Here is a 252-nt window from a genome sequence, read left to right as displayed (position 1 = left end):
AAAGGCCAAATGAAGGGTGACCACGCCACTCGAACGGTCGCCGCGCAGTTCTATTCGCTGCTTATGTAAGGACTCCTAAGCGAATCGCCGCTTGCTCGTCATGGCTCCGTTATCGCGACACAACCCCTTTATTTGCGTAGCACGACGATTGATGAACGCGAACAAATGGCCCGCCAGCGGATCGACCGGCATGCCGTGGCGCGCAATCGCGTACAGGCCATCGAACGAGCGTCGCATGTCGACCGGCGCACC

General features: G+C 59.1%; 1 protein-coding gene. It reads right to left on the bottom strand.

Annotated features, from left to right (window positions below; translation table 11 throughout):
• Positions 1-75: 75 nt before the first annotated feature.
• Positions 76-237 carry an IS66 family insertion sequence element accessory protein TnpB gene (tnpB, locus tag GWC77_RS30485; protein WP_367949140.1) on the bottom strand — a complete coding sequence of 54 codons (162 nt, stop codon included), beginning with the start codon at positions 235-237 and terminating at the stop codon, positions 76-78.
• Positions 238-252: the final 15 nt, after the last annotated feature.

The sequence above is a fragment of the Paraburkholderia sp. NMBU_R16 genome, assembly GCF_013282575.1.
Lineage (GTDB): Bacteria > Pseudomonadota > Gammaproteobacteria > Burkholderiales > Burkholderiaceae > Trinickia.
The sequence above is the reverse complement of the archived record's forward strand: the minus strand, read 5'-3'. Positions and strand labels throughout refer to the sequence as shown.